Source organism: Kitasatospora sp. NPDC049258 (assembly GCF_040678895.1).
Classification (GTDB): Bacteria; Actinomycetota; Actinomycetes; order Streptomycetales; family Streptomycetaceae; genus Kitasatospora.
In genome coordinates this window covers 1-1,454 of record NZ_JBFAQT010000112.1, presented here as the reverse complement: position 1 = coordinate 1,454, position 1,454 = coordinate 1, and the positions used below count along the sequence as shown (strand labels likewise).

The 1,454-nt window shown below is 70.6% G+C and carries 1 protein-coding gene; it reads right to left on the bottom strand.

Annotation, left to right across the window (positions count from 1 at the left end; all coding sequences use genetic code 11):
• A partial coding sequence (locus AB0K43_RS31425; protein WP_363645826.1) for a beta-ketoacyl synthase N-terminal-like domain-containing protein occupies positions 1-1,454 on the bottom strand: 1,454 nt, incomplete at both ends.

The following is a 1,454-nucleotide window of genomic DNA, read 5'->3' as shown; positions in this document are numbered from 1 at the left end:
AGACCACCCTGCCGACTGAACTCCACAAAGGTCGAAGGCGTCGACATCACCGTCACACCACCCGCCAGCGCGAGCGAGCACTCACCACTCCGCAGGGCCTGCGCAGCCAGGTGCATCGCCACCAGCGACGACGAACACGCCGTATCCACCGTCACCGCCGGACCCTCGAAGCCGAAGGTGTAGGAGACCCGGCCGGAGGCGATGCTCGGGGCGCTTCCGTTGCCTCGGAAGCCCTCGAACTCCTCTCCGTGCAGCAGATCGCGGTAGTCGGTGTACATCACGCCCGCGAAGACGCCCGTCCGGCTGCCGCGCAGGGTGACCGGATCGATCCCCGACCGCTCGAACGCCTCCCAGGAGGTCTCAAGCAGCAGCCGCTGCTGAGCGTCCGTGGCCAGCGCCTCGCGGGGGCTCATCCCGAAGAACTCCGGGTCGAACTCCCCCGCGTTGTACAGGAATCCACCCGAGCGGGTGTAGGAGGTGCCCGCGTGCTCAGGGTCCGGGTGGTAGAGCGACTCCACCTCCCAGCCACGGTCGGTGGGGAAGGAACCGACGGCGTCCTCGCCCGCTGCGACCAGGCGCCACAGGTCATCGGGGGAGCCGACCCCGCCGGGGTAGCGGCAGGCCATGCCGACGATCACCACCGGGTTGTCCGCCGCCATCGGCTGAGGAGTCACCGGAACCGACAGCTCAGGTTGGCCGTCGAAGAGTTCGCCCAGGATGTGGCGCACCAATGCATCGGCCGTCGGGTAGTCGAACACCAGGGTCGCCGACAGCTGAAGACCCGTCACCGTACGGAGCCGGTTGCGCAGCTCCACCGCCGTCAGCGAGTCGAACCCGAGATCCTGGAAGGCCCGCGAGGAGTCGACAACCGAACCGTCCACGTGTCCGAGCACCAGAGCGATCTGGCTGCGCACCAGATAAAGCAGCGTCGAGCGCCGATCCTCCTGGCCCTGGCCGGCCAGCCGCTCGACCAGGCCAACGGCCGGACCGGCGCCCGCCGCTGCCCGCCGGAGCCGGCCACGGATCAGGCCGCGCAGCAGAGGCGGGACCTCGCCCCGGGCCCGGAGTACGGCGAGGTCGAAGCGTACGAGCAGGACCAGAGCCTGGTCCACCGCTGTGGCGGCGTCGAACAGGGCAGCGCCCAGGGCGGGGGTCAGCTCCGGCATGCCCGAGCGGGCGATGCGGTGCAGGTCGACCTCGCTCAGGGTGCCGGTCATGCCGCCGTCCTGGGTCCACGGGCCCCAGGCCATCGAGACGCCGGGCAGACCCAGCGAACGGCGGTGCTGGGCGAGCGCGTCGAGGTAGGCGTTGCCGGCCGCGTAGCTCGCCTGGCCGGGGCCGCCGAAGACGCCGGAGACGGAGGAGAAGAGGACGAACGCCGTCAGGTCGAGATCCTTGGTCGCCTGGTGCAGGTTCCACGCGGCATCGGCCTTCGGCCGCAGCACGGCCGACAC